This is a genomic window from Streptomyces sp. NPDC086835, from assembly GCF_044745705.1.
Classification (GTDB): domain Bacteria; phylum Actinomycetota; class Actinomycetes; order Streptomycetales; family Streptomycetaceae; genus Streptomyces.
The window spans coordinates 656,882-670,337 of the sequence record NZ_JBIVAU010000001.1 but is presented as its reverse complement, the minus strand read 5'-3'; the positions used below and the strand labels follow the sequence as shown (position 1 = coordinate 670,337).

12 protein-coding genes are annotated in these 13,456 nt (G+C 72.0%); all 12 read right to left on the bottom strand.

Annotated elements, in window-relative coordinates:
• The 12 genes from ACIPJI_RS03075 to ACIPJI_RS03020 all read right to left on the bottom strand — a co-directional run bounded on the left by ACIPJI_RS03075 (position 1) and on the right by ACIPJI_RS03020 (position 13,347).
• Positions 1–3,555, bottom strand: coding sequence for a hypothetical protein (locus ACIPJI_RS03075; RefSeq protein WP_402244142.1), 3,555 nt, complete (start codon positions 3,553–3,555; stop codon positions 1–3).
• Positions 3,556–3,839: 284 nt separating this feature from the next.
• Entirely contained in the window at positions 3,840–4,391 is a 552-nt protein-coding gene (locus tag ACIPJI_RS03070) for a KGG domain-containing protein (RefSeq protein WP_402244140.1), read from the bottom strand.
• Positions 4,392–4,486: 95 nt separating this feature from the next.
• Positions 4,487–4,864 carry a hypothetical protein gene (locus ACIPJI_RS03065; protein ID WP_362454911.1) on the bottom strand — a complete coding sequence of 126 codons (378 nt, stop codon included), beginning with the start codon at positions 4,862–4,864 and terminating at the stop codon, positions 4,487–4,489.
• A gap of 12 nt (positions 4,865–4,876) precedes the next feature.
• Positions 4,877–5,041 carry a hypothetical protein gene (locus ACIPJI_RS03060; RefSeq protein ID WP_167518831.1) on the bottom strand — a complete coding sequence of 55 codons (165 nt, stop codon included), beginning with the start codon at positions 5,039–5,041 and terminating at the stop codon, positions 4,877–4,879.
• Entirely contained in the window at positions 5,038–5,631 is a 594-nt protein-coding gene (locus tag ACIPJI_RS03055) for a hypothetical protein (RefSeq protein ID WP_362454913.1), read from the bottom strand. The genes ACIPJI_RS03060 and ACIPJI_RS03055 overlap by 4 nt, the downstream gene beginning before the upstream one ends.
• Positions 5,622–6,443, bottom strand: a complete 822-nt coding sequence (locus ACIPJI_RS03050) for a hypothetical protein (protein WP_402244138.1) — start codon at positions 6,441–6,443, stop codon at positions 5,622–5,624. Before ACIPJI_RS03050 ends, ACIPJI_RS03055 begins: the two co-directional genes overlap by 10 nt.
• On the bottom strand, positions 6,443–7,156 hold the full coding sequence (locus ACIPJI_RS03045; RefSeq protein ID WP_402244136.1) for a hypothetical protein: 714 nt from the start codon (positions 7,154–7,156) through the stop codon (positions 6,443–6,445). Before ACIPJI_RS03045 ends, ACIPJI_RS03050 begins: the two co-directional genes overlap by 1 nt.
• A 2-nt stretch (positions 7,157–7,158) precedes the next feature.
• On the bottom strand, positions 7,159–7,860 hold the full coding sequence (locus ACIPJI_RS03040) for a hypothetical protein (protein WP_402244134.1): 702 nt from the start codon (positions 7,858–7,860) through the stop codon (positions 7,159–7,161).
• A 159-nt stretch (positions 7,861–8,019) separates the two neighbouring features.
• The gene (locus ACIPJI_RS03035) at positions 8,020–10,194 is read right to left on the bottom strand and encodes a glycosyltransferase family 4 protein (RefSeq protein ID WP_402244133.1); all 2,175 of its coding nucleotides are present in this window, start codon (positions 10,192–10,194) and stop codon (positions 8,020–8,022) included.
• A 75-nt stretch (positions 10,195–10,269) separates the two neighbouring features.
• Positions 10,270–10,785, bottom strand: a complete 516-nt coding sequence (locus ACIPJI_RS03030; RefSeq protein ID WP_402244131.1) for a hypothetical protein — start codon at positions 10,783–10,785, stop codon at positions 10,270–10,272.
• A complete protein-coding gene (locus ACIPJI_RS03025) occupies positions 10,778–11,626 on the bottom strand; it encodes a cupin (protein ID WP_402244130.1) in 849 nt (282 codons plus the stop codon). Before ACIPJI_RS03025 ends, ACIPJI_RS03030 begins: the two co-directional genes overlap by 8 nt.
• A gap of 74 nt (positions 11,627–11,700) precedes the next feature.
• On the bottom strand, positions 11,701–13,347 hold the full coding sequence (locus ACIPJI_RS03020) for a major capsid protein (RefSeq protein WP_402244129.1): 1,647 nt from the start codon (positions 13,345–13,347) through the stop codon (positions 11,701–11,703).
• Positions 13,348–13,456: the final 109 nt, after the last annotated feature.

Below are 13,456 nucleotides of genomic sequence, written 5' to 3'. Positions count from 1 at the left end.
TCACACCCCTGCCGCTCGGGCCAGTTGGCCGTACAGGTGCTCGGCAAGGACGCGGGGGTCCTGTGCCGGCGTGCTGATGTTCCAGTTGTGGGTGACGGTGCGGCTCACGCCGCCGGCGCCTCCGCCCCCGTCGCGGGCGATAACGCCCCTCTTGGCGAGCAGGTCCAGCAGCCCGGACTTCTCCGCGAGCTCAACGGCCCTCGCCGGCCTGGTGAGCGGCAGGACAACCTCCTTGCCCGCCTCGCCGATCAGTGCGGCCGTCGGGCTGGTGACGATGCCGCCGTTGGCGAAGGGCAACAGGTTGCGGACCGCGCTCGGCAGCCCGCCCTTGATCTTCGAGACGATCCGGGAACCGATGTTCCCCAGGCTGTTGACGATCCGGCCGGGCAGCGTCGAGAACAGCGACACCACGGAGGAGATCAGCGAGGAGACCGCGCTCCTCGCGCTGCCGACCGCGCTGCGGAACGCGGACGCGATCCGGGAGCCGACCCCCGACAAGGCAGACCCGACACGGCCGGGCATCTGCGAGAAGAACGAGACGACCGAGGAGCCGAGCGAGCGGGCCGCGGACAGGGCCGAGGAGCCGGCGGAGGTGAACATGGACCGGACCCGTCCCGGCAGTGCGGCCAGGGCGGAGCCCACCCGGCCCGGGAGCTGGGCGAAGAACGTGGCCGTCGAGGACAGGAACGAGGAGGTCGCGGCGCGGGCCGAGTTGAACGCGTTCCGGAAGGCGGTCATCATCCGGGAGCCCAGGGAGGCCAGGGCGTTGTAGATCCGGCCCGGCAGCACGGTGAAGATGTAGATCACTGCCGCCAGGGCGGTGAGCAGGGCGATGCCCACGGCGGCGACGGCGTTGACGAAGAGGTCGACCAGCAGCCCGGGGAGCGCCCGGAGTCCGGCCATGATCATTCCGGGGAGCCGGGTGAAGAAGCCGACCACGGCGTTGAACCCGCTGGTCAGAATTGATCCCAGGGACGTGAACAGGTTCGTGAAGAACGTGGTGATCGTGGACGCCAGGGAGGACACGGCGCTGGAGATCATCCCGGGTAGGGCCTGCCAGAACCGGTGGACGGCCGCGGAGGCGTTGAGGAGCCCGGCGAGGGCGTTGACCACGCCCCGGATGATCGGGACCGTGATGTTCAGCGTCGTCCAGCCCGCGAAGGCGGCGGCCAACTGGAGGACCGGCGCCAGGAGCTGGATGACCAGGACGGCCAACGGGGCGATGGCTGACACCAGGTTCGCGACCGCCGGCAGGATCGGGATGAGCGCCTGGACCATCCCGGAGAACGCGGCCACCAGTGGCGGCAGGACGGGCAGCAGGGCATCGGCCAGGGCCGCGATGACCGGGACGAGCGCGACCGCGACCTCCACCAGGGCGCCCGCGACGGCGGCCAGCAGCGGCGCGAGACTGGCGACCAGCGCGGCGAGCTGCTTACCGATGCCGGCCGCCAGGGGGACGATCGCGTTCGCGAGCATCACGAACGCCCGGGTGATCGGCGGCAGGACCGGCAGCAGCGCGCCGACCAGGGCGGAGATGATCGGCGCGAACAGCGCGGCCAGGGCCTGGAGGACGGGGGCGAGGGCGGACGCCACCACGTTGACCAGCGCACCGACCAGCGGCAGCAGCGGGGCCAGGGCGCGTAGTACGGACCCGATGGCCGCACCCAAGGGGCCTAGGGATGGACCGATGGCGGCGAACGCGTCGGCCAAGGCGGCACCGACGACCGCGAGCGCGGGCGCAATCTGCGCCAGGGCCGGACCAAGGGAGTTGACCAGGCCGACGATCGCCGGCCCGAGCGCAGTGAAGATGGGGGCGAGGGCCGGCGCGATGGCGCCGACCTGGGTGATCAGGGCGGCCAGGATGGGGCCGAGCTGGGCCGCGACCGTGGCCACCGTGCGGAAGACGGCGGCGATGGCCTCCTGGCCCCGGGCGGAGTTGACGAACTCCGCCATGGACCGGGTGATCTCCTGCAAGTTGCCGAGGAACCCGCCGCCCGAGACCTCTCCGGCCCGGAAGACACCGGCGATGATCGAGCCGACGTTGCCTAGGAGGTCCCCGAGCCGGGCGAAGGCGTTGAGGGCCTGGTCCACCCACCGCACGGCGTCGCCGCCCTGCGCAGCCCGCTGGAGGAATGTCCCGAACCTCTCGCCCAAGCCGGAGATTCCCGATGCCAGCTCGGCGCCGAACCGGTCGGAGATGACCGCAGCCATCTGGAGGAACCCGGCGGTCAGCTTGTTCGTGGTCAAGCTCAGACCGCCGACGGCCTGCTCCGCCGCGCCGAGGATGCTCTTGATGTTGCTGACGCCCCGGGCGCCCTTGAGGTATCCGGTCACCCCGAGCGCGGCCCGCCCCCAGCCCTCCGCGATGCCCGTCAGCCCGCTCTGCAGCGGCCCCCGCAGCGCCCCGGCAACCGCAGTGATCTCCCCCTTCAACTGGGAGAAGAACGCGTCCTGTACCGAGGATCGGAGTGCCTCGAACGCGGGCTTGAGCGCGCGTACTTCTCGGGCTGCGGCCTGGGCTGCCGGTGACAGTCCTTCCAGAGACTTCTGGAACTCCTTGGCCGTGCCGGTCAGCGCTGCGCCGAAAGCCTCCTTGACGCCCATCAGGGCCAGGCGGAGCGCGCCGAGCGCGGCCTGGAAGCCGAGGATGACCGCCGGGTACGCGGCGATGATGCCGATCGCCGGGGCCAGGGCCGCGGCGAGCCCGCCGACAGCCGTCGCGGCGCCGGCTGCCGCGATGCCGATGGCGCCGATCTTGAGCAACCCGCCCAGGGCACCAGCGACCCGCCCGGCGATTCCGCCCAAGGCACCCAGGGCGCGGCCGAACCGTCCGGTGTCGACGTCGGCGTTGACGTTGATGTCCGGCGCGTTGTGCGCCCGGATCCGCTCGTCCAGGCCGTCCAGGTCCGGGACGATCCGGATGGTGAACTCCTGACCGTCCAGGGCCGCGCGGACTCGCTCCGCAAACTGGTCCAGGTCCGGCAGGACGGGGATGTTGATCCCGTCCAGGCCGCGCAGGCCCCGGAGGAGTCCGCGGTCGAAGCGGCTCAGGTCTGGCAGGACGGGGATGTTGATCCCGTCCAGGCCACGCAGCCCGCGCAGCAGCTCCCGGTCAAAGCGGCGCAGGTCCGGGGCCACCGGGACGTTGACGGCGCCCAGGGCGCGGACACCGGCGGCGAGGAGCGTCCGGAACCGGGACAGGTTGGGGGTGACTGGCACCGCCACGGCGTCCAGGCCCCGGAGGCCGGCGACGAGGAGCCCCCGGAACCGGGACAGGTCCGGGGTGACGGGGACGCTGACGGCCGACAGGCCGCGCAGTCCCGTGGTGAGCAGCCGGCCGAACCGCCGTACGTCCGGTTCGACCTGGACGCTGACGGCGCCGGCCGCGTTCAGCCCGCGTTGGACGTTTCGCCGGATCTGCGCGCCGACGGTGCGGGTGCTGCGGTCTAGCGCTCTCTGGATTCGCGCGCCGAGGTCCCGTGCGTCGGCGACCGCACCCGCATCGTCCAGCTCGATGCGGATACGGCCGACGCCGTAGTCCTCTTCCTCGGCCAAGGCAACCCCACGCGTGTGCGGTGGTTGCCCGGCCCAAAACCAGCGGCGATGTCCAGACTAGCCGGTGCGCCGTCCGGCGAGTTGTGCGTCTTCGGCGGCGAGCTGGGCCATGAGGGCTTGGGCCCCGGATGGGTCCAGGCGCGTGGTAGGTGGCGGCCTCATGCGCCGGCCGCCGGGACCAGCCGCCCGGGGCGGCGCGTACAGCTCGGCGCGGTTGCGCTCCCGTTGTGCCTCGTCCTCGGCCGCGTCATCGATCGCGGCCTCGGCGGCGGAGAGCATGACCCTTAGCGGCCACGTGTGGATGTCGACGCCTTGGAGGGCAAGGCGGCCCTCCCACGCGGACCAGGACCGGGAGATGCTGAGGCAGAGGCGTTCGACGACGTAGGAGGGCGCTGGCCGCCCGCACCTCCGTACAGCTCGACTACCCACTCCATCAGCTCGACCAGGACGCGGTCCGGCAGCCGCATACCAGCGTCCACGGCCTTCCCGCCCTTCCGGCCCTCCGCCGCCTCCCGAGCCTCTTCCGGGTCGCGGTAGGAGCCCACGGTCTTTCCGCCGACGCGGACCTCCCACCGGGCGAACTGCTCGGCGGACTCCGGCAGCATGAGGGACGCGAGGAACACCCGGAGCGCGACGTTCGCCTCCCGGACGTCGGACAGGTCCACGCTGACCGCGTCGCTCAGGTCGATGTTCAGCTTCTTGATCGTCTCCTGGAGACGCCCGTACGCGTCCAGGAACTCATCACCCATCACCTCGGGCAGGAACAGCAGCGTCACGTCGTCGCCGATCTCGGCCTCGTGCGGCTGTGTGTTGAGCGCGAACTTCTTGTTGGCCACGGGTATGCCCTTCCACTCCCGCGCGGTCGCCCGGCCCAAAACCAGCGGCGTACCCCGAAGGGTAGCCGCGGCCGGGCCGGGGCCGTCGGCAGCCGCTACCGGCCCTCGCGCAACGCCTCCGCCAGGAAGTTGTTCGCCCTCGTCCCCGGGTGGGTGACCTTCTTGGCGAACACCATGCGCCCGCCCATGTCGAAGCGCAGCGCCTTCGCCCGACGGGGCCGGATGACGTGCGGGCGGGTGCCGTCCAGCACGAACCGCACCGCCGGGTGGTCACAGGTGACCACGCCCTGGAGGCCGTTGGGCCCCTGCCCGATCTTCCAGGACACGTAGTCACCCATGGACCCGGGTGCCTTCCGCTCCGCGAGGTTGGCGACGCGCTCCGTTCGCCGGCGCAGCCCTCGTTCCGCGATGCCTCCACGCAGCCGCAGCAGCCGGACGATCCGCCCTGGGTCGATCCTTACCTCAACAGACACCGCAGACCTCCTTCACGGGCGAAGCAGGACGTACGTCTCGCCCTGCTTGTTGGACTCAACCTCGGGCGTCTCCACTGCGCTCGGAGTGATATCCGAGTAGTCGTACGCCCGCACGTCCAGGTCGCCGTGCTCCTCCCACATCCGGTGCAAACGCGGGATCAAGTCGCTGATCTTCACGGTGACGTCTCCTCGCTCGGGCACCCACAGCCGGGCAGTGCCACCGTGACGCGCTGCTCCACCCCCATGCAGCCGCCTTCCTGCTCCAGCACGCGCTGGGCGCCGAGGAAGAACATCGGGCCCCGGCGCCTGGTGCCCGTGGTCGGCAGGCAGCACAGCAGCGCGTTGTAGATCGTGGCCGCGTCCAGGTGGACCGTCCGGGCCGCGGCCGCCAGCTCCTCGCACGAGGGCGGGCAGCCGCGATCGTCCACGACCGGAGCGCAGCGCAGCAGGGTGACGACGAGCTCCACCCCGGTCGCGGCCGGCGGGGCGCAGTTCCGCCCGCCCTGAACCACCCGGTCGTCCACCGGGAAGGAACTGGTGGCGAAGATCCGGGCGACGTGGACGGTCAGCTGTCCGCCGGCGCCCTGGCCGTCCACGCCGCACGGGTCATTGCAGCCGTCCCACGCGGGCGGGCCGGGGACCACGCAGGCGCGGCAGGGGCATCCGGGTTGGTCCTCGACCGTCGCGGCTGTCTCTTCCAGGGCCTGGCACACGCACCCCAGGACGGTCTCCGCGAGGTCGTGGACGGCGAGCAGGTTCAGGGCCATGTCGTCACCCTCGGGCGCCGGTAGTCGGGGCTGTAGACGCGGGAGGGCGAGGCCAGGCCGTGGGGGTTGACCGTCTTGAGCCACAGGTCCACCAGCGGCAGGCCGGTGCGCCCCTCGGCGAAGATGACCGTGGGGTCGGCCATCTCGATCTCGACGCCTCTACGGACCACCCTCGTCACGTTGCCGGGCAGCCGGCACTCCCCGCACCCCTTCGTGCCCGGGGGCAGACAGGCCAGGATGAGCTGGCAGGTCAGCTCCGAGACGGCGGCGATGGCCGACTCGTCCAGCGGCAGGCCCCACCGGTACTCCACGGTGAACGTGCCCGGCGTCCCGGACGGGGCTGCCATGTCCTGGCAGGTGGGCCAGCACTCCCCGTCCGTGCGCACCAGGCGGCCGGGCGCGTCCACCCGGTAAGCCTCCGGAACGAGGTCTTCGCCGTCCACGTTGACGCTGATGACGTCGTACACGGGGCCGGGGAGCTTGACCTCGCACAGCTCCCCGCAGGAGCAGTCCGACGAGGACATGCAGCCGCAGACGCTCGCGTTGCGCCACAGGCCGTCCGTCCCGATGTACGGCACCCAGGGGCCCGTGCCCGCCTCGGCCTGGAACGAGACGGGCGCCGAGTCCAGGCAGGAGCGGCGGCACGGCCGTACGGTCACCGGGCACGGTCCCCACCGCATCCCGGACAGCCGCCAAAGGGTCTGGGAGGCCACCCGCGTCCACCGGTCGATGACCGCCTGGTCCAGGTCCTCCGGGAGTTGGCAGCAAAGGTCTACCTCCCACGGGTCGCACGGCCCAACTTGCAGCGGCATCAGCGTCTCCCGGGGGTCTCGTACGGGCTCGGGTCGGGGAAGGCGCGGCGGATGAACTGGCCGACATGCCCGGCCGCGAAGGAGTCCGGCATGGTCGACAGGAAGCGGCTGTTGGGGCCGTACCCGTGGGGGGCGCGGTGGAGGATCTTCACGTCCGAGATCTCCTTGCCGCCCAGGCCGGCGAGGTTGCCGTAGAGCGTCCGCTTGTGGACCACGTCCAGGTGCCTGGCTTCCTCGAGCGCCGCGAGCATCGCGGTCTTCTGGACGGGCATCGGGACGTGGAGCTCGTAGGACAGCGGCTCGGGGTGGCCGCGGCTCTCCAGGAGCGCCCTGGTCTCCCGCATCCCCCGCAGGTACTGCCTGGAGGCTCGGGCCGCGTAGTACGCCTCCACAGCCTTGACCGGGCCCCGGTGGAGCACCGGCATCCCGTCCGGCAAGGGGTGCATGACGAACATGTCGTCGTTGGCGAGGAGGAACACGTCGGAGACCTCCGGGTGCCGGCAGGCCGCGCGGACGGCGAGGGTGGTGTTCTGGTACTTCGTTCCGGTCTGCCTGGTGGCGATGTGCTCGACACCGGCCGCCCATCGTGGTCGGTATCCGATCAGCCACACCCGGCCGTGAGGCAGGTGGGCCGCCCACGAGCGGAGGGCAAAGCGAAGCTGCTCGTTGACGGCCCCCTCCCGCACCGGAACCACGATGTCCGGCGCGTTCACGGTCAGGAGGCCAGGCACATGTCACCGGCGACCGGGGTGTAGTCCCCAACGGCCTCCGGCGGGGCCACGCTCGTGACGAACGTCCTGCGGTGGCAGTTTGACCCGAGCGGGGTGAGCAGGGTGCCCGGCGTGCCGGCGGCGTCGATCGGCATGACGTCGTACGGGCCGACGCCCCACCCGCCGCCCGCGCGGGTGGCGCCGGAGAGGGTGAGGGAGACAGACTCGGAACCGATCTCCATGTCGCCGAGCTGCCCGTTCGTCACCCAGGGCAGGAGGAAGTAGATCCACGCGCCGTCCCCGCCGCCCGTGGCACACGCATCCTCGCTCAGCACCTCGGCCCACAGCTCGATCGCGAAGCCGCTGTTGCACTGGACGGAACAGTCGTCGTAGCCGATGGGCTGGCCGTCGTAGCCGTAGACCACGGGGTTGCCCGTGGTGATCTCGATGAACTCCGGGCTCACGGCGAAGAAGTTCAGCTCGATGTCGAAGCCCCGGAAGCTGGGGCAGCCGCGCTTGAAGCCGCAAACCCGGCCGTTGGCGGCCCGGTACTCGACGTCCTCGCCCTCATCCGTGTTCGGGTTCATGGAGAGGCTCGCGAAGCAGTCGAACGTGAAGCCGTTGTCGACACCACAGACGGGGCGGCCACAGCCGTCGAGCCGGGTGACGCGGATGGTGTCGGCGTTGGCGATCAGAGGGGTGGGCACTGTGGGCCTCCAACGGTTCTGCGTGTTGGTCGGCCCGGCCCACAACCAGCGGCGACGTCAACAGCATAGCCGCGCGCCCCTTGCCGCTCCGGGCCGTGCGCACCGGGGGTGCCGGGAAGTGCGCGGTGCCGCCGGGAAGGGCCGACGGCACCGCGCGGCTCATTCGGCCGGCGCCGGGGTGCCGCGCTCGGCCCACCGGCCGGCCGCGCTCTGGGCCGCGACTTCCTTCTTCGCGGTCTGGCGCTGCTCGTACTCCTCGACGGTCACCTCGGCACGGCCCTGTGGAGGGGCCAGCACGCCGTTGGACGTCCTGCACTGGGCGCCGTCCGGCGTGATGAGGCGCGGCCTCGTGCCGCCCCCGAGCGTGCTGATGGCCTCCACCCACAACTCCAGCTCGTGACGCGACTGGTCGGCGAGGAACGCGCTGCGAGCGCGGGCCGCGGCCACCATCCGGTCACGGGTGGGTCCGTCGTGGTACAGGGCCTGGATCGCTGCCGCCCAGGCTCGGACGTCGGACCGGTCAAGGAAGGTGCCGGCGTCCCCGAGCGCTTCCCGGAGCCCGGGGGTGGGGTGGGCGATGACCGGGATGCCGGAGGCCAGGGCTTCCACGGCGGCCATGCCGAACGACTCGTAGATGCTCGGCGCGGTGAGGACCCGCGTCCGGCTCCACACGTCCCGGCGCATGTCGGAGGTCTGCGGGATGACTCGGATGTTCCGGAGGGCGTGGCGGGTCACCTGCCGGCCGTGGGCGCCCGTGACCCCGAGGAACGGCAGGGAGCCCAGGAGGGCCGCTGCCCCGCGCCAGGTCGCGACGCCCTTGTTGGCATTCAGGTTGACCAGGGTGACGTGGTCGCCGGTCTTCGGCGCCCGGTGCTCCTCGGCGATCACCGGGGGGTGGATGACCAGCGCGCGGGCCTGGTCGAGCTGCGGGTAGCGCGCGGCCAACGACTTCATCACCCAGTCGGTGTTATAGACGCACAGGTCCGGGCCGAGCGCTACGGCCGGCTGCTCGTGGTCGTTGTGCAGCAGCAGTACCGACCGGGCCCCGACCTTCTTGGACAGGGTGATCGCGTCGGAGGCGAAGTGGTGGTGCGTGGCGAGGGCCCTGGGCCGCATACGGCGGATCGTTGCCTCGGCCGCGGCCGGGGTGAGCTGGGCGTAGGGGACGCCGTCCACGTCCCACACGGCGGGCGCCTCGGGCATCTCGGAGCAGATGACCAGGACGCTGGTGCCCGCGTCCTTCAACGCCCGCATCATCGTGTGCAGCATGGTCTCCGAGCCGGCACGCCGGTAGGGCACGCCGTAGTGCACCCAGGCCACCACCTCAGCCGTCGGCGGAGGCCCGGCTGAGGCCGCGCCTGCGGGGGTGCGCGGGGGGCTCTGGTGGTGGCGGGCTCTGGCCGGTCGGGAGGGGAGCAGGCTGGCGCACGCCTCCTCGAAGGCGCTCAGGCTGCCCGCGTAGTCGAGCGTCTCGGCGTGGGCGACGGCCGCGGCTGACGCTGCCGCGTAGGCGGCCGTGTCGGACAGCCGGCGGATCTCCCTCGCCCACCGGGTGACGTGCTCTCGCTCGATGTACGTCGCGGCTGTGCCCAGCGCTTCCTGCATCCCGGGCAGCGGGGAGGCGAGAACGGGGATACCCGACAGCATGGCCTCGGCGCCGACGCGCCCGTACGACTCCGTCGTGGACGGCATGAGCAGGATGCGTGTGCGGGCGTACACCTGCATCGGGTCCGCGCGGTCGACCAGTTCAACGTTCTCGGGCATCGGCGGGTCGTCGCGTCGCGGGGTGCGCACGACGAGGAATCGGGTGTCGGGCATCCGGCCGGCGAGCTGGGCGACCACGTCGGCGCCCTTCGCGGCCGTGGAGCCGTTCAGGGTCACCAGCTCGCCGGGGACGGTGCGGTACCGCTCCGGGTCGATCGGCGGCGGCAGGACGATGGAACGGCCTCGGTGCGGGTAGTGGGCGCGGCAGGCATGGGACGGGTACCAGGCCAGGGCCGGCCGACCGAGGTTCAGGTCGTCGGCCATACCGTGCACCATCAGCAGGTGCGGCACACCGGGCGTCTGGGCAACGATCCGCGCGGCCTTCCGGTCCCGGTGGTGGGAGATCACCACATCGGGCTGCGCCACGCGGACAGCGCGCAGCCAGTACGGCAGCGGCCATACCCGCACGCCGCCCTCGGTGCGCGGCTCGCCCGTCGGATCCTTCACGGTGGTCACCACGTGGACCGCGTGACCGGCTGCCGCCAGGTGCTGGATGTACTCGCGCGTGGTGACGTGTGCGCCTGCCGGGGGCACCTGGTCGTAGACCGGCAGGATGGCCAGGATGCGCATGGTGCTCCTTACGGCTCGATGGCCTGGGCATGGACGGTGCCCCTGGTCGCGGGCGTCCCATCCGCCAGGGGGCCGCTACGCCTCCGGGTGCTTCTGGCGGCGGTGGCTGTCCCGGCCGCGCTCGGTCGCGTACTCCCGCTCGCACAGGTCGCACGGGAACGGTCCGGTGTCTTGGGTGAGTTCGGCGGACTGGTCGCTTGAGTCGCTGTCCTCGGCCTCGTCGCCGGCCACGTCGAGGGGCACGGAGTCCGGGCCGTACGCGGAGGCGGGTACCTCCGGCAGCGGCTCGCCGGGCACGGCGTCCCTCGGCTCCCCCGTGCCGGGCTCTGCCAGTCCCTCCGGGGTGGCCACCCCCAGCAGCTCCCCGGGGGCCGCCCTCCCCTCCTGGGCGTCCTCCTGGGGGGAGATGTACCGGTGGCCGTCAACGAGGGAGCCGATCAGGATCTCCTCCGGGGCCTGGGTGAACAGCTCGGCCGGGACGGCGAACGCGTTGGGGCCGACGGTGCGCAGCTTGGGGGTCTGGTCGACCGCCCACTGTGCGAACGCGCGCCGCTGCGCCGGGGTGGGCTGGACGTGGATGAGGTCAGTCATAGGTCACCACCTGGATCGCGCACACGGTGCACGTCGTGCCGACCACATAGGTCCGCTCGACGAGGACTTTCCGGTCGTTGGTGCGGTAGTTGACGGAGGCACCCGCCTGGTCCGGGATGGTGTCCACCGGGCCGCGGCGGATGACCAGGGGGCCGGTGATGTAGAGCCACGCGGTGCCGGGCTCGGCCGGGATGTTCCCCGGGCCGGCGGCGGAGTAGCCGGCGCCGATGATCGCGCAGTTCCCGGCGAGGGTGCGCAGCGCACCGGACTCCGGGTCCTCCCGCAGGACGTTGCAGCAGCCGAGCAGCGCGGCGACGCCGGCCGGGACGTGGAGGGTGCCGATACCCCCGTAGGACGCCGCCAGGCAGCCCTCCAGCGCGGCCACGCCCTGGGCGACGCTCACCGGGCCCTGGGCAGGGGTCAGGTCGACGGCGTCTATGGCGAGCTTGGTCCGCCAGAACGCGGCCTCCAGCGCGTGCTGTTCGCCCAGAGCCATGGTGGCCTCGGCGTGGGCTCGGGCTTCGGCGTAGGTCCAGCCGAGGGTGGAGCACTCCGAGCCGGCGTAGACCGTGATGGGGGCAGCGTGTTCGGTGGTGGGACGGCAGAACTCCTTCTGTGCCGGGCTGCCGGGCGACTCCTCGCCGGGGCTCTCCTCGTCGCACGGGTCGGGCCAGTCCAGGACGGGGCAGCAGCCCGGGGCCAGCCACTCCACCCCGTTGAGCTCGTGGATGCGGTCCTCGGTGACGTCGGTGATGGTCGTGCATGAGGCGCCAAGGATGCCGTGCGGCAGCGGCGTGCCCGGGATCGCCTCTACGTAGCTGCGCAGGCCGGCGGACGGCATCACGCACCTCCAGGGGTGTCAGGCGCGGTGCCGGGCCCGAGAGGGCCCGGCACGCGGTTGTGGGACGGAGGTGGTCAGCTCTCGTCGGCGAGGCAGAGAATGGCGGTCTGAGCGCCGGTCTCACCGCTCGGGCAGACGGGCACGGTGACGACGCGGGTGTCGACGGACCGGTCCACGAGGGCGATGCACTCCTCCGCGAAGAGGGCCGTGTAGTCGTTGGTGACGAACTTGCTGCTGTCGTGGATCACGCCGAGGTTGACCTCCTCGCCGCGGCCGATGACGAGGCTGCCGGCCGGGTAGATGAGGAACTTGAGGGTGGACGGCCAGTCCAGCGCCGGAGACGGGGCGCCGATGTCGGTCGGGACGGCCGGGGACAGGCCGCGCGCCCACTGGATGCGCACGCCGAGCGGGGTGAACAGGGCCTGGATCTGGGCCGTGGTGACCTCGTCCACGCTGACGCCGTTGCGGCGCGCGAGGTCGGCCAGGAACAGGTTCCGGCTCCACCACGGCAGGACGACCTCCAGCGCCGTGGTCTCGCACAGGCTGTGGCGCTCGATCATGTCGGCGGCCTGGAGGGCGATGGCGGCGTAGACGGCCGACAGGGCTCCCATGGTGGCCGGGACGCTGACCGGGGTCGCGGCGGCCAGGGCCTGCTGGAAAAGCACCTGCCTGATCCGGATCTCGTGGGCCACCATCGCGTTGCGCAGGTACCACCCGATCAGCTCCGGGAAGTGCCGGGCCGTGAGGATGCCGGCCTCCAGGCAGACGCCGACCGCGTCACAGCGGACCTCCACCGGGTCCGGACAGGGGATGCGGAAACAGGGCTTGGTGTTGCCGGCGATGTCGTCGGCCTCGGTGTGGACCCAGGTCATGGACGAGACGTCCAGCGACAGCGGCTTGTAGTACCTGAGCCCGCCTCGGGCGAGCTGGATTTCCGGGGCGTCCCACAGCATGTCCGGGCAAGAACTGTCCGTCAGCTCGTACAGCGTCTCGGACGGGGCGCACCAGCCGCCCGAGGCGACGAGGTCGCCCTTGGGGAGACGGTTCTGCGCGGAGGCGGTCATGGCCACCGTCGTGCCCTCGGGCGCGGACGAGGAGTCCGTGACGATGGTCTCCTGCGGGTAAGGGTGCCGGTAGCTGATGACCTGGCCGACGCCGCCGCCGGCCGTCTTGAGCGCGGTCGCGCGAGAGTTGATACCGCGCACGACGTCATCGAAGTTGAGAGCCGCGCCCGGGGTGTAGCCGGGGACGTCCACGGCGGCCGTGATGTGCGTGCCCGGGGCCGGCGGCGGGGGCAGGACACGAGGCTGACGCCGACGCACCTGGGAGAGGTCCAGCGCGGGCCGGGTGACGAGGGAGGCGGTCGCGGTGACCGGCTCGGCCGGCTCGGCCGGAACCTCGGGGGCGGGGTCGGCGGCGACGGGCTCGGCCGGCTCGGCGGGCTCGGCGGGGGTCTCCGGCTCCGGGTCACCTCCGCGGACCTGCGCGGCCAGGGCGTCGATCTCGGCCGCGGCCTGGGTGGCGGCCTCGTGACGGGCGGCCTGCTCGGCGCGGATGCTCTCGACACCAGCGGCCAGCGCGCGGAGCTGCTCCAGGTCCTTCGGGGTGACAACGCTGGACGTGGACCGGGCGTCGAAGGCGGCGACCGCCCCCTCCAGGAGCTCGCTCAGCTCCTCGTCGTTGAGTGCGGTGATGTCCTCGGGAAGCTCGAACGGGTCCATGGGACGGATCTCCATTGATGTGATCTGGAGACCCGGCCCATAACCAGCAGTCGTCTGCGGTGAATCTTAGCCCTCCGGGCAATCCGGCGGGCAGGTGTCAAGCGGCGGG